The organism is Psychrobacter okhotskensis (assembly GCF_965638355.1).
GTDB classification, from domain to species: Bacteria; Pseudomonadota; Gammaproteobacteria; order Pseudomonadales; family Moraxellaceae; genus Psychrobacter; species Psychrobacter okhotskensis.
The window spans coordinates 2,375,130-2,397,693 of the sequence record NZ_OZ281822.1 but is presented as its reverse complement, the minus strand read 5'-3'; the positions used below and the strand labels follow the sequence as shown (position 1 = coordinate 2,397,693).

Sequence of the window (22,564 nt, the reverse complement as noted above, 5' to 3'; positions counted from 1 at the left end):
ATCAAGAGATATTAGCAATGAATAGCAATAATCAGGAAAGCAGACAATCTAGCTTATCGCATCTAGACGGCAACGGCGATATTACCATGGTTGATGTCAGTGGCAAGACGGCAACGACGCGAGAAGCCAATGCAGTCGGACAAGTGCGTTTCCCAAGCGAGATTTATGCGCAAATCAAAGCTGCTGATGGTATGACCAAAAAGGGTAGCATTACTCAGACGGCGCATATCGCCGGTATTATGGCCGCCAAGCGCACCCACGATTTGATTCCACTGTGTCATCCATTGCCGCTAGACAAGATTGGTCTAGCCTTTGCTTATGATGACGACCTAAATGCCATTATCGTCAGCGGCACTGTCAAAGTCACGCATAAAACTGGGGTCGAGATGGAAGCCTTAACCGCCGTTAGCATTGCTTGTTTGACCATCTACGATATGACCAAAGCGCTATCGCATGATATCGTTATTGATAATATTCATTTGGTGACAAAAACAGGTGGAAAATCAGACTATCGTCATGCTTAAAATCACACTTAGAATAATGAAGTTTTTTATAACGATGAGCATTACCCGATGAGCAGTAATATATAGTCAAAATATCCTAAAATCGCTACGGTACTGCTGATATCAATTTTTTGAAGCCTCTGTCTGCGCAGGCATAGCAAGCAAAAAAAATAGATATCAGCAGTGCGTGATGTGTCGATATTACTTTTAACTGACTATAGTTATAAAGCTCGATAGTTTGCACAGAATGGAAGGTTTTTATGAGTAATATTGACGTAGCACCAAACACTGAAGCAACGATGACTATCAACGTCTTGTATTTCGCCAGCTTAGCGGACGAAGCCAATTGCCAAGAAGAAGCGGTCAGCGTTGAGCAGTCGACCTCATTGACTGAGCTATACGAACAACTCAGTCAAAAGCATCGCTTTAGTCGCCCGCAGGCAGAGCTACGCGTGGCGGTAAATGATTACTTTGCTAAATGGACAGACCAGATCTATGATGGTGATAGTGTGGTATTTATCACCCCAGTTGCGGGTGGTTAAATTTTAGTAGATCGCTTCCTAATTAAAAAGACAGCAAATAGAGACATCAAATGACAGATAACGTCCACAGCCACTCAATGAGTATCAAGCGTAGTATCGATGAAGCCTACCTAATCGCTGAGCGTGATGGCTTTGCGTTATTAGACGTAGCGATTGATGAAGGTCGACTAAAAAATACCCTCGATGATGATAGCTGCGGTGCTTTTGTTTGCTTTGAAGGCAGAGTGCGTAATCATAATAATGCCACTAGTGTTGAACGCTTGACCTATTATGGTTATGAAGACTTAGCGCTGAATCAAGGTCGCGCAATTATCGAAGAAGCTAAAAAGCGTTTTGAAATCACTCATGCCATTGCCATTCATCGTATCGGTGCTTTAGAGATAGGCGATGTCGCTGTGTGGGTTGGTGTGGTTTCTGCCCATCGTTATCCCGCTTTTGATGCTTGCCGCTGGATACTCGATACAATTAAGGCAGATATTCCGGTTTGGAAGCAAGAATACTACGACAATGATGTTTCCAAGTGGCTTAGTAACAATGGTTAAGAACGAGGATGGTTAGTAATGGCTAAGTTGATGGCGGTGACACCTATCTCTGCGTTTTTACTAGTAGCGTTAAGCGCTTGCACAGCAGAAAATACGGTTGACACGGATTCTGCTAGCCAGACACCTGAGCAAACCCAAACCCTACGTATTGCTGCTGCTGCCAATTTATCGGATGTGTTGCCTCAAATTGTTGATGGTTATAAAGCAGATAAAAACTTAACGGCGCAGGATATCGACGTCACTTATGCCTCGTCAGGCAAGTTATACGCGCAAATAAAAGCAGGCGCACCTTACGATATATTCTTATCTGCCAATCAAGAATTCCCTGCCAAACTGGCGGCTGAAAGAGTCGTAGACAACGATAAAAATAATGAGAGTTATACACCATTTACTTATACGCAAGGTCAATTGGCACTATATAGCGTCACTAAGTCATTGCATGGTCTTGAGCCAGCAGCGGTGAGTGACTTATTAATAAAAGACGCTAATGGTAAGATAGCCATCGCTAATCCTGAGCTTGCCCCTTATGGCGCATCGGCACAAGCCTATCTACAGTCGCAAACTCTATATAACACTTTAAATCAGCAAAAACGCCTGATACAAGCAGAAAATATCGGTCAAGCCTTTCAATATGCGCATACTGGCAGTGTCGATTATGGCTTTGTCGCGCAATCACAAATCGTAGCCATTAAAGCCAAGCCTGAGCGGTTCGTTACCTTAGCGCCCGAGTCTTATCCAGCTATCCTGCAAGATGGCATAGTCATCAGTGACGTGTCTATGGCAACAGACTTCAGCGATTATTTACTCTCTAAAGCAGGACAACAATACTTCTCGCAAGCGGGCTATCTCACGCTTCAATAGTGATTCTTAAATAGAATCAACCCTTTAACACAACGAGCAATGACATCATGATAGCCCAATCTCTTATGGCAGGCATGCTCAGTCCATTATGGGTGAGCGTTAAGCTTGCCGGTGTGACCACCTTGTGCTTATTATTGTTTGCCACGCCTGTCGCTTATTGGCTTGCCAAGCCCAGCCGTGGCCGCGTACTTGGTCGCTTTAAAGTCTTACTAATGGGCATTATCGCGTTGCCGTTGGTATTACCGCCTACCGTGATTGGTTTTTATTTATTACTGCTATTAAGCCCCAACGTTGGTATCGGTAGATGGCTTGCCGAGCATAACATCAGTCCATTCATCTTTACCTTTGAAGGGCTTGTCATCGGCTCTATTATTTACTCATTGCCTTTTTATATTCAGCCTGTCTACGCTCAGTTTTTGCGCATTCCACCTAGCGTCATTGAAGTTGCACATTTATTAGAAACCAGTCGTCTGAGGCGCTTTATGAAAGTGGCATTGCCACAAGCGCGCGTTGGTATCATTCTTGGCAGCTTAATTAGCTTTGCCCATACCATTGGCGAGTTCGGCGTGGTATTGATGATAGGTGGCAGTATCTCCGGTGAGACCAAAGTCGTCTCGATTGCTATCTATGAGCAAGTCGAGGCACTGAATTATGAAGCTGCACATATGATGTCCGGCATTCTTATTATCATTGGTGTGATCATGGTCGCCTTGATTGCCACTGTCAATAAGCTAAATCAACGCTGATGCTCGATTAACGTTGATAAAAGCGACGCAAACAGCATTTTTGAAACACTATAATTTCTAGCGATTCTCATCTGAGCGCTTAATACTGTCTGGGCTTGCTTGATAAACAGCATCTAGCTCATCCTCTGTTAGATACTTTTCTACGATAGGATACAGTTCGCGCTCCTCAAAACGAATATGGTCGTATAGTAACGTGCCAAGCTCTCTAACTTGTTCTGTCGTTATAGACTGATTCGCCGTTTTTTGTCCCGTATCTATCAGGGTCTGCAAGCGTTTATGCTGACCAGTAAGCGTCTCTAATACCGATGCTACTTCAGGTTGAGATGCTCGATAAGGCTCTAGGGCGTTGGCAATTAAATTGTCTTCAATCTGAAAATGATATTGCATATCGTCGATATAAGCGGTGAGATTATGCCAGTGCTTGGCAATCTCGTCAGTCGTGTCAGCGCATTCTTTCGCATGACGAGACAAGTTGAGACCAAGATGATGCTGGCGAGATAATGGCTGTAGTTGATTGCTGCGTTTCATAATTGAACCCCTTCATAAGTCTACAAACGATTAGGTAAAATACTTTTGAAACAAAAGCTTTTGTTTCAAAAGCTTTTATTTTTAACACTGTCATTCTAAAAATCATGATGCTGTTACTATCAGCATACACAAGCATCAAGGCAGGTTGTTATTTCATTTTTATCTCTACTTTTCAAATGAGGACACGCCCTAGAATTATATAAATATAATTGAATTACTATAAAACCAATAGCACTGGTAATATCAGCTTATCGATTTTATGTAAAATTGACTATAGAATCGTCTTTGCATTGGCTCTATTTTAAAAAGGCCTAATAATTTTGAGAAAACTGCTCCAAACGACAAGTATTGTTCTAAAAATAAGAACTATAATTTGCGTTTACCCCTGTTTATTTGCGGGTCGTCAACACCTATAATAGTGTTATCGAATAAAGACAACCGAGCAAAAACATAGGAAGATGATTATGACTACTACAAATAAAATCAATGATAATCTTACCCCACTACAACACCGTACCGTGATGCATCAACTACCTGGCATGCCAACCTCTGATGGCGCTGGCGTGAAGCTCACGCGTATTATTGGTACGCGGCATCTGGATACGTTGGATCCGTTTTTGATGTTAGATTGCTTTGAGAGCGATGATGCTGATGATTATGTGGCAGGCTTTCCTACCCATCCGCATCGCGGCTTTGAGACCGTGACCTATCTGCTCAATGGTCGTATGCGTCATAAAGACAATGCAGGTAATGAAGGTGTCATCGAGCCGGGCGGTGTGCAGTGGATGAGCGCTGGGCGTGGCATCTTGCATTCAGAGATGCCAGAACAAGAAGAGGGCTTGTTAAAAGGCTTTCAGCTATGGGTCAACTTGCCTGCCAGCGCTAAAATGAGTGAGCCGAATTATCAAGAGTTTCCACCAGAGTCGACGCCACTTGAGCGCCGCGACAATGGCACCGAAATTCGCGTCATCGCTGGTGAGACTAGCGAAGGTACGGTTGGACCTGTTATCAATAACTATACTTATCCGACGTACTTGGATGTTACCTTACCGGCTAATACCAGCTTTGAGCAGGCTTTGGCAAGCGAGCACAATGCCTTTATCTACGTGGTAGAGGGTGAGTTACAAGTACGAGATGCTGAAGGAAATGTCAGCAAAAATAATACGGTACGTGCCAAAAACCTTGCTGTATTAACCAAAGGTGATACTGTTACTGTGGATAGCGCTAATGATGGCGCGCGGTTTTTGTTAATCGCAGGTCAGCCGCTTAACGAGCCAGTCGCTCGCATGGGGCCGTTTGTGATGAATACTGAAGCCGAGCTACATCAGGCGGTCAATGACTTTCACAATGGCAAGTTTGGACAACCTGCTTAAGCGTGATTGTGAGTATCAACGCGTTAATGATAAAGTAGCAAAGCCCGCTAAATTAATTTTAGCGGGCTTCTTTATTGAATACTAAGAATGATAGGGTGGATTATTTACGTTTTTTATTCAGCACTTCCACTAGCAGGAGTTGCTTCAAATTCAGCCAGCATAGCGCTAATGCGCTTGTCTTTTTGCTGCCACATCTCTTCTATCCAAGCAAACATCTGCGCCTTGATGGCCTCATCATTCTCATAACCGCCATTTTTGACCGCATCAAAGAGCGCATCAGGTATCTCGACATGTCGTACGTCGACACCTAAGCGTTTGATATTGCCTTTCCACAGATCACTGTAAGTCGGCACCCCATCAGGATATACGATGGTCATATCCAAGATGCCATCCATCTCTTTACCCAACGCATTAATTGCTAATGATAAACCGCCCGCACGTGGCTTGAGGAGATACTTGTAAGGTGACTGCTGTTTGTCATGCTTGTCTTGGGTAAAGCGCGTGCCTTCTAAATAGTTCAATAAGGTAAAAGGTTTGTCTTTGAGTAGGGCGCATGCGCGTTTGGCTTCTTCGATATCTTTGCCTTGTAAAGCTGGGTTTTTAGCAATTGCCTCTTTAGAATGGCGACGCATCATAGGAAAGTCTAAAAAATAAAACGCTTGGCCGATAACAGGAATGTATATCAGCTCAAACTTGGTAAAAAAGCGCGTTAATGGCAAGCGGTTTTCACTAATGTATTGCACGATACTGGTATCTACCCATGACTGATGGTTGCTCATCAGTAGATACTTGCCTTGGGTATTGACGTCGTCAGGTAGGCTGATGCGCCAGTCTTTCTCCGGCAAGATATTATCGATTAAGGCGTTATTACTATTTATCCAATAGTTAGTCACTTTGATCATCGTGTCATCAGCGATCGCGGCACCGGTCACGACTTTAGTAGCACCCATTAGCCATACCGGTAGTGCAACGATTAGGCTGTTACCAGCAAGTACCCCTGTGGCCGTTGCAAGCGAGGCAACTTTGCCAAGTTTAGGGTTGCGTTTGTGCATTTTTTGCATGAATGATGACAGTCGCATATTAAATCCTTTTATTCTACTAACTGATAATGACTCCAGTTCACTGAACGCGCGTTAACCATAGTCGGTTAAATATAATTTGGATACAAGGAAGGCGGGTGAAAGCACTACAAATAGTAGACTAAACGAGCCTGAGACCATATCTGATTTATAGGGTACTGACTATATCTGGTTTTTATGAGCGTATAAACTGGACTTGAGAAGAATTGAGCTATCATTATCCACTTGCTGACGATATTTTCTAGCGTTTTTGAGTAATCTCTAACGCACTTGAGTAAGCGAACAAAGCGGGAGCACCGCCCGTATGCCAAAATAACACACGATCCGTTTGCTTAATTTTACCTGTGCGAATCATATCTATTAACCCGCCCATCGCACGACCCGTATAAACAGGATCTAACAAGATTCCCTCTGTTTGCGCAGTCATCTCAATGGCTTCGTTTTCCAAAGCACCAACCACGCCATAACCGCCGCCTACATAATCAGAGTTAAGTATTAAATCGCTCTCTGAAAATTGATGGTCGGCTGCGATAAGGACAGCGGTGCTATTGGCAAGCGCGACGGTATACTGATCAAATGGCACTTTGTCTGTTTCGCCTTTATCGATATTGATACCCACGATCTGCGCAGGCGAGTTGAGCATTTTCTTGCCAAGCATCAAGCCGGCTTGTGTCGCACCAGAGCTAGAGGCAAAAACAATATGAGTAAATGAGACGTCCATGCTGGTACGTTGCGACTCTAACTCTTTAAAGGCTTCTACAAAGGCCAAAGCACCCAATTCATTGGAACCACCATAAGGGATGACGTAGGGTTTTTTGCCTTGTGTTTTTAACTGTTCGACGATTTTAGGAATGTCTTCCCCTTTGCGATGGGCGCCTGCCCAATGAATATGACACCCGAAAATCTTATCCAATAATAAATTGCCACTTGCTTGCTCAGGTTCTTCTCCGCCTAATACTAAATGGCAGTCAAGTCCCAAGCTTGCAACGGCAGCAGCAGTTTGGCGACAATGATTAGATTGTGCAGCGCCTGCCGTAATCACGCAATCAGCACCCTGAGCAAGGGCGTCACCCATTATAAATTCAAGCTTACGGGTTTTGTTGCCACCCAATGCCAATCCTGTATTGTCATCTCGTTTCATAAAGATAGTAGGGCCGCCGAGTTTGTCACTCAATCTGGTGAGCTCTATCAAAGGGGTGGGGAAGAAGCCTAATGATTGTCTGGGTATGTGGTTATAGTCCATGTGTTATTCGCTTTATGGGTAGAGAAATTATGAGCTTGGAAGCTATCCTATGATAGTAATTATTGAATATTAATACCATACAATATTTAGCCATGAGAATAGCTATTTTTAGAGTATTAAATATATAATTTTGATAGATAAGTCTGCTCATTGATGACACGTCCTAGCCCAAGTTGCCCGTTTCAATCCATAGAGACCGTTTTAATCCATAGAGACCGTTTCAATCCATAGAGAATAGGCATTAAGTAAAAACACTGTCTTATCTTCAATTTCTAGAAAAATAGTTATCAGACCAATTTTATTCATTTGGCTTATCAAACAAGGCTTCGATAGGTTTGCTGTGAATCTTAGAGGCGTTAAACAGAGATTTATTAGCCGTATCGCCCTCTGTCCAAAAATTAATATTAAACTGAGCATCTTCACTCAGCTCTACTCGATGCCAATACTGTGGCGGACTAACTGCAAACTGTCCCGCTTTAATGACGATGGTTTGCTCTGGTTCGGTGGCTGCTTCATTGGCAAATCCGTAAAAAGTGACCTCTCCTTGCATGACACAAATCTGACCATACACGCCCTCCGCAGTATTGTGGTGAGTGAGTAGGGCTTTGGGTACTTTATCCTTGGTAAAGAAATGGGTAGAGCGTTTTACTTTCCAATGACTGGGGATGATTATATGGTTCATGAGAACTCCTTGATTGAGTAAACAAAGTGATTTTTATCAAATTTTAATAATCATTAAGCTTAGCATTAGCAGATGTAGCATTGACTTGTTTCAACAATTATACGATCAGCTTGAATAGTTTTTAAAATTAAATCAAATGTTGTTGAGATAAATTATAACATTCATTTAAAATGAATGTTATAATTTATTTTTAAGGCTTTGGTGGACTGCGATTACTGAGACAGCAGTGTTGCTGATTATTGAAATAACCTTAGGTGTTAGCTATTTAACCGCATGACTTATTAGCAGTATAGGAATCATATAGTCAATTCGACATAAAATCGATACGCTAATATTACCAGTGCTACTGGTATAAATTTTACTTGCGTGCTGTGTCTGCGCTGACAGAGGCTGCGCAAAATTCATCCCAGCAGCACTGTATTTTTTTATAGTGATTCAACTATATTTTAAATAAGTGATGCCTTAAAACACCCTTAAACATTCATTATTAATATATTTTTAAGGGTTATGACCTATTTGCAAGGAGGAGCGAGACATGGGTGAGTACAAGAAGTATTGGTTCGGTTTACTGGCCGTGCTAATCGTGACATTTATATTTTTAGGGTGGGGCGGTGTTGAAATCTATCGCACAGCACCACCAATACCAGATCAGTATGTCGATACTACTGGTCAGGTTTTATTAACAGAAGAGGATATCTTAGATGGTCAATCTGCATGGCAGCGCACAGGCGGTCAGCAGCTTGGTTCGGTATTGGGCCATGGTGCTTATCAAGCGCCAGATTGGACCGCGGACTGGCTGCATAGAGAGCTGGTAGCGTGGTTGGATATCAGATCACAAGAGCTATATGGCAGTAATTTTTCTGACGCATCTGATGATCAAAAAGCGGTATTGAACGCGCAGCTGAAAAAAGAATATCGTGGTAGCGTGGTCAATGATAGCGAGCAAGTCGTGCTATCAGACACGCGGATTGCCGCTATCAATCAGATAGCGCCTTATTATATGAGCTTGTATGGTGATGACCCTGCATTGCAAGAGTCTCGAGAGAACTTTGCGATGAAGAACAACACCATAACGGATGCTGCTGATAGACAAAAACTGACCAATTTTTTCTTTTGGACAGCATGGATTGCTTCTGCTGAACGTCCCGGCACTGATGCTACCTATACGAATAACTGGCCGCATGAGCCGCTTATCGATAACGTACCGACGTCAGAAAATATTATGTGGTCTATCGCCAGTATTGTCTTTTTAATCGCTGGGGTAGGGTTTTTAATTTGGGGATGGTCTTTCTTACGTCAAGAAGAAGACGTCAAGCAGATAACGCCAGACGTTGACCCATTAACCAAAGTTGCTTTAACCCCTTCTCAAAAGGCGCTAGCAAAATACGGCTTTTTAGTGGTGGCACTGTTTGTATTTCAGGTGTTTATCGGCGGTTTTGTCGCACATTATACGGTCGAAGGTCAAGAGTTTTATGGTATTCCGGTTGCAGACTTTTTCCCCTATGCGCTAGTGCGTACTTGGCATATTCAGTCGGCCTTATTTTGGATTGCCACTGCATTTTTGATGGCAGGGCTATTTTTGACACCGCTTATCAATGGTGGTAAAGATCCTAAATATCAAAAACTAGGAGTCGATATATTATGGTTTTCATTAATTATCGTGGTAGTGGGATCTTTCGCCGGTCAGTATTTTGCTTTAGCGGATATATTACCCGCAAAATATAACTTTTGGTTTGGACATCAAGGCTATGAGTATATTGACCTAGGCAGATTTTGGCAGATTTTAAAATGGGTTGCCGTACTGTTTTGGCTGTTATTAATGACCCGTGGTTGTTTACCTGCCTTTAAAGAACAAGGTGATAAAAACTTACTCGCTATCTTCTTTGCCTCCGTCGTTTGTGTTGGCTTATTTTATGGTGCAGGCTTGTTCTATGGTGAGCGCACCCATTTAACCATCATGGAATACTGGCGCTGGTGGGTTGTGCATTTATGGGTAGAGGGTTTCTTTGAAGTATTCGCTACGGTCTCGCTTGCTTTTATTTTTTATAACTTGGGCTTGGTGAATAAGAAAATCGCCACAGCCAGCTCTATTGCCTCTGCCGCGCTATTCCTGCTTGGCGGTGTACCAGGCACATTCCATCATTTGTATTATTCCGGCACGACCACACCGGTGATGGCAATCGGTGCATCATTCAGTGCGTTAGAAGTGGTGCCATTAGTGGTCTTAGGTTATGAAGGCTATGAGCATTGGTCTATGCAGCGTCAAGCGCCATGGATGAATAAATTAAAATGGCCTATCATGTGCTTCGTCGCGGTCGCCTTCTGGAATATGTTAGGGGCTGGGGTGTTTGGCTTTATGATTAATCCACCGGTATCATTATTCTACCTACAAGGATTAAATACCACTGCCGTGCATTCACATGCTGCACTGTTCGGGGTATATGGATTTTTAGCGATTGGTTTTGTATTACTGGTAATGCGATATATTCGTCCAGACTATATTTTTAGTGAAAAGCTCATCAAAACTGGCTTTTGGGCATTAAATATAGGCTTGGTATTGATGATTGCGACCAGCTTGCTACCCATCGGTATCTTCCAAGCGCATGCTTCCATGACCGAAGGTTTATGGTACGCGCGTAGTGAGGGCTTCTTACAACAAGACTTGTTACAAACGTTACGTTGGGTCCGTACCTTTGCCGATGTCATCTTTATCATTGGTGCTATTTGTGTGGCATTGCAGGTGGTCAAACTGGCGTTTGCAAAACCGTCACACTCTAATTATCAGCCGAACAAACCAGTGAACGATTGATGATAGGGCGTAGGTATTGAAGATAGTGTTTGAGTAAAAATCCCTGCCTAGTAGCGGGGATTTTTATTATTTTGAAACTGGTTTTTAGAAGGGTTTTATCACGAAGTTATGGATTTTTCACTAAACCTCTTCATACATAGATTTGCTAAATTAAGGGTCACTACCACCAAACTTTAACCATCATGGTCACAAAATGGTCACCGTTTGGTCCCTGAGAAATTGGTCACCGACTTCCACAAGATAGAGTGCATGTGCAAAAACTTATCATTCATGCATTTTTGAAGAGTAGATTTTTTGGTAAAGGTGAAAAGAGAGAAAGCATCCAACCCTTATAAAGAAAAGGTTTAAGTGGAAATTCAGACACAAAAAAACCTCAAACAAAGTTATGTTTGAGGCGAAACTTGCTCAGATTTAACATCCGAATTCGTTTTAAATATGGCGCAGCGGACGGGACTCGAACCCGCGACCCCCGGCGTGACAGGCCGGTATTCTAACCAACTGAACTACCGCTGCTTAGGTCGTTTTTAGCATCTTCTCTTATTACAGAGACACTCGCTAAAAAGAGTGGTGGGTGATGACGGATTCGAACCGCCGACATTCTGCGTGTAAGGCAGACGCTCTACCAACTGAGCTAATCACCCTGAGAAGCGTATAAAAATTGCACTGCAATTTTAGCTTCGCAAGAGAAATCCTTTAAATAGGATTTCTTAAAAGTTCTACTATCTAAAGGTGTCACGCTCTAGAATCATAAAAACTTTCAACAACATAGAACTTAATTAAAGCCCCTTGCTGTGGGTGTGTATTATATAGATTTACACCTGCCTGTCAAATATTATTTTAAGTATTTTATAAATTGATGATTATCCTAGTTTTATGGTCGTCATTGTAGCGCTTGTTTAGCCCATATAGTGGCTACACAGTTACCTATTGTGTGTGTGCTAAAAGCTACTATACTGATAATGCTTTGTGGCACGTGCATGTGTTGAATTATTTGATTGGTATTAATTGATTGGTTGGTTGATGGAGGCGGGCATAGACACTTTTGCTATTGAAAAGTACTTTACGACATGGTCTTTTGGCGACTTTGCAGAATTGGGACTGATATTACATGTCGTGCTCATGATATTAATGACGCTACGGATTGTATCGGTACAGCGCAATATTGGTGTATCGATTGCTTGGGTTGCCGTGCTTTATACCTTGCCTGTGGTAGGATTTATTGCCTATATATTGCTGGGTGAGCCAATGATCGGACGCCGCTATCGTGAACGCGTGGATCAAGCCAGCCTGCTGATGAATGATATGGCAAAGCGGGAGCATTTGGTCTTTGACAAGGGGCAAGATTTGTTGCCCGACAACTATCGCGGTGTCAGCCAAATAGGGACGCGCTGGACAGGCTTTGGGGTGTTCCCCGATCATCAAATGCAGCTATTAACCGCGCCCAATGCTATTTTTAAGCGTTTGATCGATGATATTGAGTCAGCAAAGAGCATCATCTTGATGGAGTTTTATATTATCTATCCGAAGGGGCAGGTGGTAGAGGTGATAGAGGCGTTGGTCGCTGCCGTACAGCGCGGGGTCGAGTGCCATATATTGGCGGATAGTGTTGGCAGTTTCAGCTTTTTTAACAGCAATGAGCACCGAATGTTAGAGCGCGCGGGTGCCTTTGTCCATCAGTCGCTACCAGTAGGCTTGTTCAAGACTTTATTTAAGCGTTCAGATCTGCGTAACCACCGCAAGATGGTGGTCATTGATGAATACATTGGTTATATCGGCAGCTTTAATTTAGTCGATCCTAAGTTTTTTAAACAAAACAAAAACGTCGGACAGTGGATCGATGTGGCGATACGTAGCGTTAGCCATCGTACCATTAGTATAGCGACGGCGATGGCCAAGGTGGTGGTTACCGATATCGGTGCTGAAAACAAAAACAATCTAGACGAGCTAAACCAGCGGATAAATAACTATACCCGTAAACTATATGTGATGGATCCGACCATCAATGACATCAATAGCCGGGTGAAGTTCTTAGGTGATAGTATCGCCGCTGATGAGCCGCTACATACGGGCTCAACGTCGATAGTCATACCTCAGATGCCTATAATAGAAGGCGTGGTCGCGCAGTTGATACCTTCTGCACCACAGGTGACGGCGCATGTTATTTACAATACATTGGTGACGGTTATTCATCGCGCCAACAAACGTATTTGTATTACCACGCCGTACTTTGTGCCTGATGAGGCGCTATCAAGTGCGCTGACGATCGCGGCTAAGCGCGGGGTAGAGGTGACGATTATCGTTCCCGAAAAGGTCGATTCGTTTTTAGTACAGCATGCATCCCAAGCGTATTATGAGGAGTTACTAGAGGCAGGTGTGACCATTGCGCTATTTAAAGGTGGGTTGCTGCATGCTAAAACTGTGGTCATCGATGATGATTACTGTTTGTTCGGTACGGTAAATATCGATATGCGCAGCTTTTATCTCAATATGGAAGTCAGCTTGGCGATTTATACCCCAGAAATGGTCGCTCAAATCACTGACTGCCAAGAGACTTATCTGCAAAGCTGTCATTTTTTGACTTTAGCCGAATGGCAGCAGCGCGCAGGTTATGAGCGTTTGTTCGATAATGTGGTACGCTTGTTTAGTCCTTTATTGTAGCGCCTTAACTTTTAGGTTAAGGTAAACTATCTACACATTGCATTACTGTCGCCATCATAACGATGTCATCCTATTCATGACCTATTGAACTGTAAAAGGACACGCTTGCCTTATGTCTGCATCGCCTTTAACGCCACTTGATTATATCGCCGCAGGCTATTGGCAAGATTTCTTAGCGAATCGTCCGGTCGCAGGCGGCATTGCCTACGAAACTCAGCTACGTGATTGCGTTTTGGATGAGTCGCTGGCAAGCTTGCAACGGATAGACACCTTGCTGTCGCAGATACGTCGCGATTTGATTAAAGCGGGTCATTGGGATGAAGAGACGCTGCTAACGGATGAACGTTATCGCAATTTCATGATGTTTTTAGCGTTTTATGCAGGCCAAGTATTGGCACGGCACTGGCAAACCACAGCGCATTGGTATGGTCAGTTCGAGCTGCGCAAACGCTATCCAACATGGTCACTGAGCGCCGATGACTTTTATCAGCATATGGCAGTACTGTATGGCGACAATAACAATGCCAATATTAATGACAGTGTCAACTCACCGATATTTTTTGCCCTAAAACCAGTAGGGTTGCGTTTGTTCGGTCATATTGACCGGCCGTTTGTCGCTGTACAAGGCGGGCAAGTTGCTAGTGGCTTGTATCAAGCGGTCAGTGCCAGATTGCCAAGCGCTGGCAATAATCACACGTCTGCAACGAGCCATCAGAATAATAAAGCTGATATTACGTCCCATACAGCTTCGAATCCCAATACAAATTTAAAAGCAGGTTTAAGCCCGATTCGCATGAAGAGTAGTTCTCAGACAGTCGCTACTAGTGAACACTCTTTAGTAAAGCAGAATATAACGGCTACATCAGCAGATGCTTTAAATAGAGCTGATTTGAATAAAAATGCTTTGAATGAAGCTACTGCTCCACAAATATTGGATCGACTAAGCAATAAAGACTTATCGAATGAACAACAAGGTGAGATAAAGCCTGAGCTGTCTAAATTGGAACCGGCATTAACGCAAACCAAGTCAGATCGCTCGCCGTCAGTCCCTGTCAAACCCTCGCCAACCCCAGAAATTTTTAGCCAGTTATTGATAGAATTAGATGAGATTGAACAGCCACAAACTGCTGGTAATGCTGAATACCAGCAAGCTTGTAAAGTGCTAGAGCAGTTTGAACAGCACATTGCCAAGCAAAGCAAACCACGTGCACAAGTTAGTTTTTCAGAGCGTCATTTGGCAGCAAAAGAGCAAGCGTTGTTAAAACTACGAGAAGCCGCGCATGCTGGTAATACCGCTGCTATGCTACGTCTAGCGATGTATGAGCTACTCGGTGAAGGGTTAGCTACGGATAAAATCACTGGCACAGAGGCAGGTGTTGAATGGGTTAAGCAGGCCGCCAGCAAAGACGACAGCCGAGCGCAGCGCTTACTCAGTAGGATGTATTACCAGGGGGTTGGTATAGTGCAAGATATCAATAATGGTAAGTATTGGCTAGAGCAAGCTGCCCAAAATGGTCACGTAGAAGCAGCCAGCTTGGTGGCGCAGTGGCAGCAAGCGCAAGCGTTGATAACGACACAAAAGCAAGAACAACACAGTATCAAGCGCTATCAGCTGTTGCTAGCGATAGTCACAATAATGGCAGTGCTAATATTAATTATTGTCTAAACGATTTTTGTTAGCTCATACTGCGTAAAAGCTTATTATTAAGCAGAAAATTCAGGTAGAATTGTCGCGTTTTTTACCATCAGTTTTTTGAGAATGGTATTATCTGATTCATTACTAATCTGGGCTGTTCTATGCCATCTTCTCCTACGCCATCCAAGCCCTCTACTACCGCGTCTCCATCTAACGCGTTATCCAGTCGAGCTGTGTATCAACCACCCTTTTATTATCAATGTATCATTGGCTTACTCAAGCCGCTATATCGTCTGCAAGTCTGGCGACGCTCACACAAGCGCGATAACTATCAGCAAGAAGTGGCGCAGCGTTTTGGCAAGCACTATCCTGCAGCGCCAACAGCGGATATCAAAGCTGAAATGCACCATAAAGCTGAGATGGATAATAACGTTATCTGGTGCCACGCGGTGTCTTTAGGTGAAACCAATACAGTAGCGCCGTTGCTTGACATGCTGTTGGCGCAGGGTTATCAGATTTGGCTGACCAATACCACGCAGACAGGTTTTGCCCGCGGTGCCAGCCGTTTCGCTGCTGACATTGCTCAAGGTCGGCTTAGCCATAGCTATGTACCTGTAGATAGCCCTGCTGTTATTGAGACGTTTTTAGCGCATGTGCAGCCAGTCGCGGCCTTATTTGTAGAGACCGAACTGTGGGCGAATATTTTAGCCAAGCTATCCGAGCATTGTATTCCGAGCATCTTAGTCAATGGTCGTCTATCAGCCAGTTCATTTACAAGCTATCAAAAAATCGCTGCTGTCAGCGCCAGTATGATGAAAAATCTGACGTTAATTATTGCGCAAGACAATGAGTCTGCCAAACGCTTTCGCCAGCTGGGTGCTCATAGTGCGCAAATTCGGGTGGCGGGCTCACTCAAGTGGGTCATTAATAGACCAATGCTTAATAATGAAACGATTGATAGCAAAACTGATGATGTACAAGCGATTGATAGCAGCGCTGCTAAGAAAGAACATGAGCGTGCCACTATACAAAAGCAAAAGAGCGGTATTGCCGTCGAGTTGGGCATAGCTGATCGTCCTATTTGGGTCGCGGCCAGCACCCATAGCGGTGAAGAAAGCATCGCTCTGTCATTACAGCAGCAGCTATTGTCCAACCCAGCGCTGGCAGATACGCTATTGATTATCGTGCCCAGACATCCTGAACGCTTCGATGAAGTAGCGACACTTATCCAAAACAGCACGTTGATAATGGCACGGCGCAGTAACGAAGAAGTAATCAATGCGGACACGCAAGTCTATTTGGCAGATAGCATGAGCGAGCTGATGACATGGTATGCATTGGCGGATGTGGCGTTGGTGGGCGGTTCTTTGGTCGATGTAGGCGGACACAACCCAGTTGAGCCAGCGAGTGTGGCAACGCCGGTGCTAATGGGACCTCATACTCAATCATGTCAAAGCGTGGTCGATAAGCTGGCGAGTGTCGGCGCGTTATATCAACCTAACAATGCGTTTTATCGTTCAGTTACGATAAAGCCAACGACGATAGAGGATGTTGCTGCCAATGATGTTGCTACCAATAATGAAAATATCGCCAATTCAGCTATCAGTAGCTCAGATATCAGTAGTTCAGAGATAAAGGGTAAGCAAAAATCCTCGCGCAAAAAATCCTCATTGGCTGCTAACGATACGGCGCTCATTTATGATCAACTACAGTCTTGGCTTAGCCATCCGCTATTAGCCAAACAGGCAGGGCAAGCTGGCGAGCAGATGACCGTACAGCAGCAAGCAGTATTAACGCGCCAGTTTGCCATGATTGAAAAGGTAATTGAGCAGCATGCAAGCCAAGAGACGCTATGAACTGTCTATTACTACCTACCGAACATTTTTCGCAAGATTCTGCGATAATCAATAATCTGTTGCAAATCAACCATGTCAATCATGTATTGGCAGCAAAAGTGGGCGACACGCTGAAAATCGGGCAACTCGGTGGTAATCTTGGTACGGCGATTATTGAGGAGATTGCTGCTCGCTGTATTCAGCTAGGTGATGTCCAATTGTCAGTTGTGCCACCTGCTAAGTTAAATCTGACTGTTATCTTGGCATTGCCACGTCCAAAAGTGCTGCGCCGCTTGATAATGGATATGACGGCGCTTGGTGTGCGTGATATTATCCTTATCAATAGCTACCGTACACAAAAGAGCTATTGGCAAAGTCCGATGTTGAGTCGCCTCGATGAGTTCGTATTAGAAGGCTTACAACAAGGGGTGGATAGCATTGCCCCGCGCATTACTTTGCAAAAGCGCTTTAAACCCTTTGTCGAGGATGAGCTGGCAAGTCTAATCACTAACCGCGCTATTGTCGCGCATCCTTACAGCGATCTGTCATTTTCGCAATATGTACAGCAGCACAGACTAGCAAAGCCACGTCAAGATAAAACATTGCTTGCAGACACCAACTTATCTAATAGCGCCTCATTACCCAGTCTCGTCTGTATCGGCGCAGAAGGGGGCTGGATTGACTATGAGGTTGAGCTACTTACCGCGCAAGGCTGTCAAGCAGTGCATATAGGTCCACGCATACTACGTACTGAAGCAGCAGTCAATGCAATTTTAGGTCAGTGGTTATTATAAGTTTGGGGCAATAGCAGCGATAAAGATGGATTAAATAAACAACTGCTGAGCAGAAATTAAGTCAAAAATTGCGTTGTAAAAGCAAGGGTTTAGCCAAATAAATACCAGTTTATCCAGTTAAATAAATGTATTGATAATTAATCTCATTTCTATTAGTATGTTGTTTTCAGATATTATGCGGTTATTAATCTTGATTATTAGTGATTGATAATGATTTTTTATCTCAATTATCTGTAGCACCATTAATGGGGAAAACTATGTCATTGAAAGCTTTCAGCGCAAATTTACCTTCTACCAAGCTTACTTTACCTATTGCCGTATTTGGCATGATGTTAGGACTTGCAGGTTGTAGCAATTCCTCTACGACGGAAGAAGAGAGCGTTGAGGCGGAAGGCTCAGCAGCGAGTAGCGAGCAAGAAGTGGCGAATGATGGCGCGACGAGTGCTGAGGGACAGACGATTACGATCTACTCATCACGTAACGAGCAGCTGATCAAGCCCTTGCTAGACCGCTATACGAAAGAGACGGGCGTCAATATTGAACTGGTGACCGATAAGAGTGGTCCGCTGATGGCACGTTTGCAAGCGGAAGGCAAAAATACGCCAGCGGATATGCTATTGACTGTAGATGCAGGTAATTTATGGCAAGCGGCTGAGCAAGGTTTGCTCCAACCAGTGGCATCGACGGTTTTAGAGGCCAATGTGCCTGCAAAATATCGTGATCCAAAAGGTCAGTGGACGGGTCTGTCATTACGTGCGCGTACTATCATGTATGACCCAAGTAAAGTCAGCGCCGACCAGTTATCCACTTATGCAGATTTGGCCGACCCAAAATGGAAAGGCAAGCTTTGTTTGCGCACCTCGAACTCTGTATATAACCAGTCATTGGTTGCCAGTATGATTGAAAACTTAGGCGAAGAAAAAACCGAAGCCGTCATTCGTGGTTGGGTAGATAATTTGGCTACTGACGTCTTCAGTGATGACACTAGCATGCTAAAAGCTATCGCTGCCGGTCAGTGTGAAGTGGGCCTGTCTAACAGTTATTACTACGGTCGCTTGCTCGATGAGCAGCCGAATTTCCCTGTCAAAGTCTTTTGGGCAAACCAAGGCACTACTGGTACTCACGTGAATATCTCTGGGGCGGGTGTGGTCACAGACTCAGACAATCCTGATGGTGCGCTTAAATTGATGGAATGGTTGTCGTCGGATAAAGCCCAAGGTCTCTACGCCAGCTCTGATAAAGAATATCCAGTCAAAGAAGGCGTCGATGAGTCAGATATGCTCAGATCATGGGGCGAATTCAAAAAAGACGACATCAGCGTGCAAAAGTTTGGCGAGCTGCAAACCCAAGCGATTCAAATGATGGACAAAGCAGGTTATAAATAGAGCCTCTTAAACCCTGCCATACCTAAAAAGCACAGTAGCCAAAAGACAAATGCAGCACTACGTTTAGTAGGCTAAATGAGTTTGACAGTGTGAACGTGCTATTTGGGTATGCGCTGGCTAAGTTAGGATCTCTATGCGTATGACACGGTAATAATGATATGATCACAACGCCAGACGCGTCTGTTCGTCAAGATGAAACAGTCAACGACAATAACAATAGCAATAATGGTAACCATAGTAACCAAGCTGTTAGTCAAGACCATGCCGTTCGCAAACGTATCCTCTCAAAATCAGTCCTAGGACTGATTTCGTTGTTTATGCTGGTACCAATTCTCATCGTCCTGCTGTCATGGACGCAGCCAGTGGCAGACATCTGGACGCATATGCGCGAGTATGTATTGCCGCAAGTTTTCAAAAATACCGCGATTTTATTGGTCATGGTGACGGTCATTTCTGGCAGTATCGGCACTGCACTTGCTTGGCTCACCAGCATGTATCGCTTTCCCGGACAGCGCTTTTTTTCGTGGGCGCTGATGCTACCGCTCGCGATACCGGCTTATGTGCTGGCATTTGTTACCGTTGGTATTGTTGATTTTAGTGGACCGCTACAGACAGGTTTGCGAGAACTGGGTATCGATACAGCTATTCCGTCGGTACGCAATGTCTGGGGCGCAGGCTTGGTGTTGTCACTGGCGTTTTATCCCTACGTTTATTTGCTGGCGCGTCAGGCCTTTTTATCACAAGGCAGGCGGGCGATTGAAGCGGGTCAAATGCTTGGTTTAAGCCGCAGTCGCGTGTTTTTTCGCTTGGCATTACCACAGGCCTTGCCGTGGGTCATTGGCGGCTTGTTACTTGCCAGTATGGAAACGCTTGCAGATTTTGGCGCGGTTTCAGTCTTCAATGTTGATACCTTTACGACGGCTATTTATAAGGCTTGGTTTGGCTTCTTTAGTCTAACGACAGCCGCCCAGTTGGCCGCTTTGTTAATCGGTGTGGTATTTATCGTGGTATTGTTTGAGCAGTATTGGCAAGGCAAACGCGGCAATACAGTGACTCAAGGCAATAATCAACGTTTTGAAGCCAGCACGTCTGCTAAATTGGCTATGACGTTACTGTGCACACTGGTGTTTTTGCTGGCCTTTTTAATACCGTTCTTGCAGCTCATCTACTGGACGGCGTTAAACTTCCGCCAAGATTTTGACGCTCGTTATATTGATTTTGTCACCAACAGTCTCATGATTGCGAGCATGACCACCATTTTTATTGCTTGCTTGGCAGTCATCATTGCGTGGATTAAGCGCCAATATCCTGATAAATCAACCAAGCTCATGACCACTTTATCCAATCTAGGCTATGTGGTGCCGGGAACAGTATTAGCTGTTGGCATATTTATTCCGATTGCTTGGCTTGACAATCAGCTGATTGCTTTTGGTATAACCTCGCAACAAGTGCTGTCTGGTAGTGTGATTGTAATGCTCCTTGCTTTATCGACGCGCTTTATGACTGTAAGCTTTCAGCCAGTCGATCGGCAGTTACAACGACTGACTGTCAATCAAGAAGCGGCGGCTAAATTGCTCAGTGACAGCCCTTATCAGCGCTGGCGACAAGTGATGTTGCCCGTACTCAGCCCTGGGGTGCTAACGGCATTACTGATGGGCTTTGTCGAAGTGATGAAAGAGATGCCAATCACCTTGATGACAAGGCGGCAGGGCTGGGATACGCTAGCAGTGCGGGTGTTTGAGATGACCAGCGAAGGAATGTGGGGCAGGGCAGCATTGCCAAGCTTACTGATTGTGCTGGTCGGTCTTATCCCTGTTTGGATATTGCTACGTCAAAGTGATAAGCAAAGGTAAGTTGAGCGCAGTTTATTATTTAATAAGTTAAAGACAGAGTTGCTCGCGCTCAAGGATTCATTAGCACCATAATTTTTACCGTTTTATTTATTGGTTTTATTCACTAATAGCTTACTGGTACCGTCTATGTATACTGACTTGATTAAAGACTCAACAGACCCAGCCAATCCTAAGTCGGCTACGGCTAAAATGGAAGTGCGTGCTGGCAATGTAAAAAAATCACCAGTATCAACAGATGAAGCCTATCAAGTACAGCATAATAATATCGCTAAGCATGATGGTCATTCTAGCGCACATACTGAGACCAATATCGCCACCAATCCTTACTTTAGCGTCCAAGATTTAATTGTCGGTTATGACGATACCATCATCGTTAATGGACTATCGCTAAGCTTGCAGCAAGGTGAGATTGGCTGCTTTTTGGGTTATAGCGGCTGCGGCAAGACCACAGCATTACGAGCCATTGCAGGGCTAGAGCAAAGTCGGCGCGGCACGATTGGCTTAAATAACCAACGCTTGACAGAACAGACACCGACGACCTCGTTCGCCGTCGCGCCAGCCAAGCGTGGCATGGGCATGGTGTTTCAAGATTATGCGTTATTCGGGCATTTAAGCGTGGCAAAAAACATCGCTTTTGGTCTCAATAAATGGTCAGCAGCCGACAAAAAAGCCCGCGTGGCTGAGATGCTAAGCCTCGTTGAATTGACGGAGCATGCTAATAAACGCCCCAATGAGCTCTCAGGTGGTCAGCAACAACGCGTTGCTTTGGCACGCGCGTTAGCACCGAAGCCCAAGCTTTTGCTACTCGATGAGCCGTTTTCTAATTTGGATGTGGTGCTTCGCGAGTCATTGGCCATGAATGTCCGCGATATTCTCAAACGTACCAATACTACCGCTATTTTGGTGACTCATGATCAAAACGAGGCTTTTGCGCTGGCAGATAAAGTAGGGGTCATGGATAAAGGTCGACTGGTACAATGGGCGACACCAAGCGAGCTATATCATGAGCCAGTCAGTCCGTTCGTTGCTGAGTTCGTCGGCGAAGGCGCAATGATAGACGGCATCATCAAGGAAGGTCACGTTGAGACTGCACTTGGTGATATCTATCGTCGTATGGAAGTCTATGATGAGTCGGGACAGCCGCAGTATTGCGAGTACGACTATCCCAACGGCACACCGATTAAGGTGCTGGTCCGTCCTGACGATATTATTCATGATGATGACAGTCCCCGAACCGCTTTAGTAGTGGGGCGTGTCTTTCGCGGTGCTAATTATCTGTATCGCTTGCAACTCGATGATGGGCAGACGGTTTTGTCCTTGGTCGCCAGTCATCATAATCATGAGATTGGCTCGCAAATTGGGATTTTGCCCATACTTGAGCATGTCGTTGTCTTTGATGAAAAAGACATCAATGCGACGACTTGGTCAGAGTACGATCGGTCCGAGCGCGTGGCAGAAGCCAGATAGTCGCTTTAACAAACGCTACTTTAGATGC

The 22,564-nt window shown here is 44.5% G+C and carries 18 protein-coding genes and 2 tRNA genes; 14 read left to right on the top strand and 6 right to left on the bottom strand.

Annotation, left to right across the window (positions count from 1 at the left end; all coding sequences use genetic code 11):
* Positions 1-17: 17 nt before the first annotated feature.
* From moaC to modB, 5 genes are all read left to right on the top strand, one after another.
* Positions 18-524, top strand: a complete 507-nt coding sequence (moaC, locus tag ACSUPM_RS09915; RefSeq protein ID WP_025650565.1) for a cyclic pyranopterin monophosphate synthase MoaC — start codon at positions 18-20, stop codon at positions 522-524.
* Positions 525-763: 239 nt separating this feature from the next.
* Positions 764-1,045 (top strand): MoaD/ThiS family protein, encoded by a 282-nt coding sequence (locus ACSUPM_RS09910; RefSeq protein WP_025650563.1) that lies wholly within the window; start codon positions 764-766, stop codon positions 1,043-1,045.
* A 50-nt stretch (positions 1,046-1,095) separates the two neighbouring features.
* A complete protein-coding gene (locus ACSUPM_RS09905; RefSeq protein WP_025650562.1) occupies positions 1,096-1,587 on the top strand; it encodes a molybdenum cofactor biosynthesis protein MoaE in 492 nt (163 codons plus the stop codon).
* A gap of 18 nt (positions 1,588-1,605) precedes the next feature.
* A complete protein-coding gene (gene modA, locus ACSUPM_RS09900) occupies positions 1,606-2,448 on the top strand; it encodes a molybdate ABC transporter substrate-binding protein (RefSeq protein ID WP_201615787.1) in 843 nt (280 codons plus the stop codon).
* Between the two features lie 47 nt (positions 2,449-2,495).
* Positions 2,496-3,194, top strand: a complete 699-nt coding sequence (gene modB / locus ACSUPM_RS09895; RefSeq protein ID WP_201615785.1) for a molybdate ABC transporter permease subunit — start codon at positions 2,496-2,498, stop codon at positions 3,192-3,194.
* A 57-nt stretch (positions 3,195-3,251) separates the two neighbouring features.
* On the opposite strand, the gene ACSUPM_RS09890 is transcribed toward modB, so the two are convergent.
* Positions 3,252-3,722: a hemerythrin domain-containing protein gene (locus ACSUPM_RS09890; RefSeq protein WP_436879894.1), complete on the bottom strand. Its 471-nt coding sequence runs from the start codon at positions 3,720-3,722 to the stop codon at positions 3,252-3,254.
* A 464-nt stretch (positions 3,723-4,186) separates the two neighbouring features.
* Between ACSUPM_RS09890 and ACSUPM_RS09885 the strand changes: the two genes are divergently transcribed.
* On the top strand, positions 4,187-5,095 hold the full coding sequence (locus tag ACSUPM_RS09885; protein ID WP_427646334.1) for a pirin family protein: 909 nt from the start codon (positions 4,187-4,189) through the stop codon (positions 5,093-5,095).
* Positions 5,096-5,208: 113 nt separating this feature from the next.
* Here the strand turns inward: ACSUPM_RS09885 and ACSUPM_RS09880 are convergent, their stop codons facing one another.
* The 3 genes from ACSUPM_RS09880 to ACSUPM_RS09870 all read right to left on the bottom strand — a co-directional run bounded on the left by ACSUPM_RS09880 (position 5,209) and on the right by ACSUPM_RS09870 (position 8,099).
* Entirely contained in the window at positions 5,209-6,174 is a 966-nt protein-coding gene (locus ACSUPM_RS09880) for an acyltransferase (RefSeq protein WP_173238958.1), read from the bottom strand.
* A 241-nt stretch (positions 6,175-6,415) separates the two neighbouring features.
* Positions 6,416-7,417: a D-cysteine desulfhydrase family protein gene (locus ACSUPM_RS09875; protein WP_025650556.1), complete on the bottom strand. Its 1,002-nt coding sequence runs from the start codon at positions 7,415-7,417 to the stop codon at positions 6,416-6,418.
* A gap of 298 nt (positions 7,418-7,715) precedes the next feature.
* The gene (locus tag ACSUPM_RS09870; RefSeq protein WP_101211678.1) at positions 7,716-8,099 is read right to left on the bottom strand and encodes a DUF1971 domain-containing protein; all 384 of its coding nucleotides are present in this window, start codon (positions 8,097-8,099) and stop codon (positions 7,716-7,718) included.
* Positions 8,100-8,634: 535 nt separating this feature from the next.
* Here ACSUPM_RS09870 and ACSUPM_RS09865 point away from each other — a divergent pair.
* The gene (locus ACSUPM_RS09865; protein ID WP_201576031.1) at positions 8,635-10,908 is read left to right on the top strand and encodes a nitric-oxide reductase large subunit; all 2,274 of its coding nucleotides are present in this window, start codon (positions 8,635-8,637) and stop codon (positions 10,906-10,908) included.
* Between the two features lie 436 nt (positions 10,909-11,344).
* Here the strand turns inward: ACSUPM_RS09865 and ACSUPM_RS09860 are convergent.
* Together ACSUPM_RS09860 and ACSUPM_RS09855 are read right to left on the bottom strand one after the other, a co-directional pair.
* Positions 11,345-11,421, bottom strand: a tRNA-Asp gene (locus ACSUPM_RS09860).
* Positions 11,422-11,473: 52 nt separating this feature from the next.
* Positions 11,474-11,549, bottom strand: a tRNA-Val gene (locus ACSUPM_RS09855).
* Positions 11,550-11,928: 379 nt separating this feature from the next.
* Between ACSUPM_RS09855 and ACSUPM_RS09850 the strand changes: the two genes are divergently transcribed.
* The 7 genes from ACSUPM_RS09850 (at position 11,929) to ACSUPM_RS09820 (ending at position 22,536) form a co-directional block, all read left to right on the top strand.
* Positions 11,929-13,566 carry a cardiolipin synthase gene (locus ACSUPM_RS09850; protein WP_025650553.1) on the top strand — a complete coding sequence of 546 codons (1,638 nt, stop codon included), beginning with the start codon at positions 11,929-11,931 and terminating at the stop codon, positions 13,564-13,566.
* A gap of 112 nt (positions 13,567-13,678) precedes the next feature.
* Positions 13,679-15,232 carry a tetratricopeptide repeat protein gene (locus ACSUPM_RS09845; RefSeq protein WP_201576028.1) on the top strand — a complete coding sequence of 518 codons (1,554 nt, stop codon included), beginning with the start codon at positions 13,679-13,681 and terminating at the stop codon, positions 15,230-15,232.
* Positions 15,233-15,363: 131 nt separating this feature from the next.
* A complete protein-coding gene (locus ACSUPM_RS09840) occupies positions 15,364-17,058 on the top strand; it encodes a 3-deoxy-D-manno-octulosonic acid transferase (RefSeq protein WP_201576024.1) in 1,695 nt (564 codons plus the stop codon).
* The gene (locus ACSUPM_RS09835; RefSeq protein ID WP_101211683.1) at positions 17,055-17,831 is read left to right on the top strand and encodes a 16S rRNA (uracil(1498)-N(3))-methyltransferase; all 777 of its coding nucleotides are present in this window, start codon (positions 17,055-17,057) and stop codon (positions 17,829-17,831) included. Before ACSUPM_RS09840 ends, ACSUPM_RS09835 begins: the two co-directional genes overlap by 4 nt.
* A 257-nt stretch (positions 17,832-18,088) precedes the next feature.
* Positions 18,089-19,216 carry an extracellular solute-binding protein gene (locus ACSUPM_RS09830; protein ID WP_201565716.1) on the top strand — a complete coding sequence of 376 codons (1,128 nt, stop codon included), beginning with the start codon at positions 18,089-18,091 and terminating at the stop codon, positions 19,214-19,216.
* Between the two features lie 158 nt (positions 19,217-19,374).
* Positions 19,375-21,069 carry an ABC transporter permease gene (locus ACSUPM_RS09825; RefSeq protein ID WP_025650548.1) on the top strand — a complete coding sequence of 565 codons (1,695 nt, stop codon included), beginning with the start codon at positions 19,375-19,377 and terminating at the stop codon, positions 21,067-21,069.
* Positions 21,070-21,195: 126 nt separating this feature from the next.
* Positions 21,196-22,536 carry an ABC transporter ATP-binding protein gene (locus ACSUPM_RS09820; RefSeq protein WP_025650547.1) on the top strand — a complete coding sequence of 447 codons (1,341 nt, stop codon included), beginning with the start codon at positions 21,196-21,198 and terminating at the stop codon, positions 22,534-22,536.
* Positions 22,537-22,564 lie beyond the last annotated feature (28 nt).

What these genes read in the sequence shown, in the direction of transcription:
- moaC (WP_025650565.1), top strand. Translation starts at nt 18, where the DNA reads ATGAATAGCAATAATCAGGAAAGCAGACAATCTAGCTTATCGCATCTA.
- ACSUPM_RS09910 (WP_025650563.1), top strand. Translation starts at nt 764, where the DNA reads ATGAGTAATATTGACGTAGCACCAAACACTGAAGCAACGATGACTATC.
- ACSUPM_RS09905 (WP_025650562.1), top strand. Translation starts at nt 1,096, where the DNA reads ATGACAGATAACGTCCACAGCCACTCAATGAGTATCAAGCGTAGTATC.
- modA (WP_201615787.1), top strand. Translation starts at nt 1,606, where the DNA reads ATGGCTAAGTTGATGGCGGTGACACCTATCTCTGCGTTTTTACTAGTA.
- modB (WP_201615785.1), top strand. Translation starts at nt 2,496, where the DNA reads ATGATAGCCCAATCTCTTATGGCAGGCATGCTCAGTCCATTATGGGTG.
- ACSUPM_RS09890 (WP_436879894.1), bottom strand. Translation starts at nt 3,722, where the DNA reads ATGAAACGCAGCAATCAACTACAGCCATTATCTCGCCAGCATCATCTT.
- ACSUPM_RS09885 (WP_427646334.1), top strand. Translation starts at nt 4,187, where the DNA reads ATGACTACTACAAATAAAATCAATGATAATCTTACCCCACTACAACAC.
- ACSUPM_RS09880 (WP_173238958.1), bottom strand. Translation starts at nt 6,174, where the DNA reads ATGCGACTGTCATCATTCATGCAAAAAATGCACAAACGCAACCCTAAA.
- ACSUPM_RS09875 (WP_025650556.1), bottom strand. Translation starts at nt 7,417, where the DNA reads ATGGACTATAACCACATACCCAGACAATCATTAGGCTTCTTCCCCACC.
- ACSUPM_RS09870 (WP_101211678.1), bottom strand. Translation starts at nt 8,099, where the DNA reads ATGAACCATATAATCATCCCCAGTCATTGGAAAGTAAAACGCTCTACC.
- ACSUPM_RS09865 (WP_201576031.1), top strand. Translation starts at nt 8,635, where the DNA reads ATGGGTGAGTACAAGAAGTATTGGTTCGGTTTACTGGCCGTGCTAATC.
- ACSUPM_RS09850 (WP_025650553.1), top strand. Translation starts at nt 11,929, where the DNA reads ATGGAGGCGGGCATAGACACTTTTGCTATTGAAAAGTACTTTACGACA.
- ACSUPM_RS09845 (WP_201576028.1), top strand. Translation starts at nt 13,679, where the DNA reads ATGTCTGCATCGCCTTTAACGCCACTTGATTATATCGCCGCAGGCTAT.
- ACSUPM_RS09840 (WP_201576024.1), top strand. Translation starts at nt 15,364, where the DNA reads ATGCCATCTTCTCCTACGCCATCCAAGCCCTCTACTACCGCGTCTCCA.
- ACSUPM_RS09835 (WP_101211683.1), top strand. Translation starts at nt 17,055, where the DNA reads ATGAACTGTCTATTACTACCTACCGAACATTTTTCGCAAGATTCTGCG.
- ACSUPM_RS09830 (WP_201565716.1), top strand. Translation starts at nt 18,089, where the DNA reads ATGTCATTGAAAGCTTTCAGCGCAAATTTACCTTCTACCAAGCTTACT.
- ACSUPM_RS09825 (WP_025650548.1), top strand. Translation starts at nt 19,375, where the DNA reads ATGATCACAACGCCAGACGCGTCTGTTCGTCAAGATGAAACAGTCAAC.
- ACSUPM_RS09820 (WP_025650547.1), top strand. Translation starts at nt 21,196, where the DNA reads ATGTATACTGACTTGATTAAAGACTCAACAGACCCAGCCAATCCTAAG.